Source organism: Duganella rhizosphaerae, from assembly GCF_040364205.1.
Lineage (GTDB): Bacteria > Pseudomonadota > Gammaproteobacteria > Burkholderiales > Burkholderiaceae_D > Rugamonas > Rugamonas rhizosphaerae.
This window is the reverse complement of record NZ_BPWK01000087.1, coordinates 1-333: the sequence shown is the minus strand read 5'-3', so window position 1 is coordinate 333 and position 333 is coordinate 1. Positions and strand designations below refer to the sequence as shown.

The following is a 333-nucleotide window of genomic DNA, read 5'->3' as shown; positions in this document are numbered from 1 at the left end:
AGCAACGCCATCGGCGCCATCGAGACCGCCGACATCGTCGGCCTGACCACCGCCAATGTCGCCGCCTTGCGCAGCGCACAGCTGGTGGGTCTGGCCACGGCACAGGTGGCCGCGCTGTCGACCAACCAGATCGCCGCGCTGAGCACCGCCGCCGTATCCGGTTTGACCACCAACCAGATCGTCGCGCTGACCACCGCACAGGCAAGTTCGCTGAGCACCGCGCAAGTGGCCGGTCTGACGACCGCCGCCATCGCCGCGCTGGAAACGGCCGACTTCGCCGCACTGAAGTCCGACGCGATTGCCGCCCTGAGCGCCAATCAGGTCAAGGCCCTG

At 68.5% G+C, this 333-nt stretch carries 1 protein-coding gene; it reads left to right on the top strand.

Features of this window, described 5'->3' with window-relative positions:
• Nucleotides 1-333 (top strand): hypothetical protein (locus tag RUGAMON1_RS32720; RefSeq protein WP_445234435.1); only part of this gene is annotated, 333 nt, incomplete at both ends.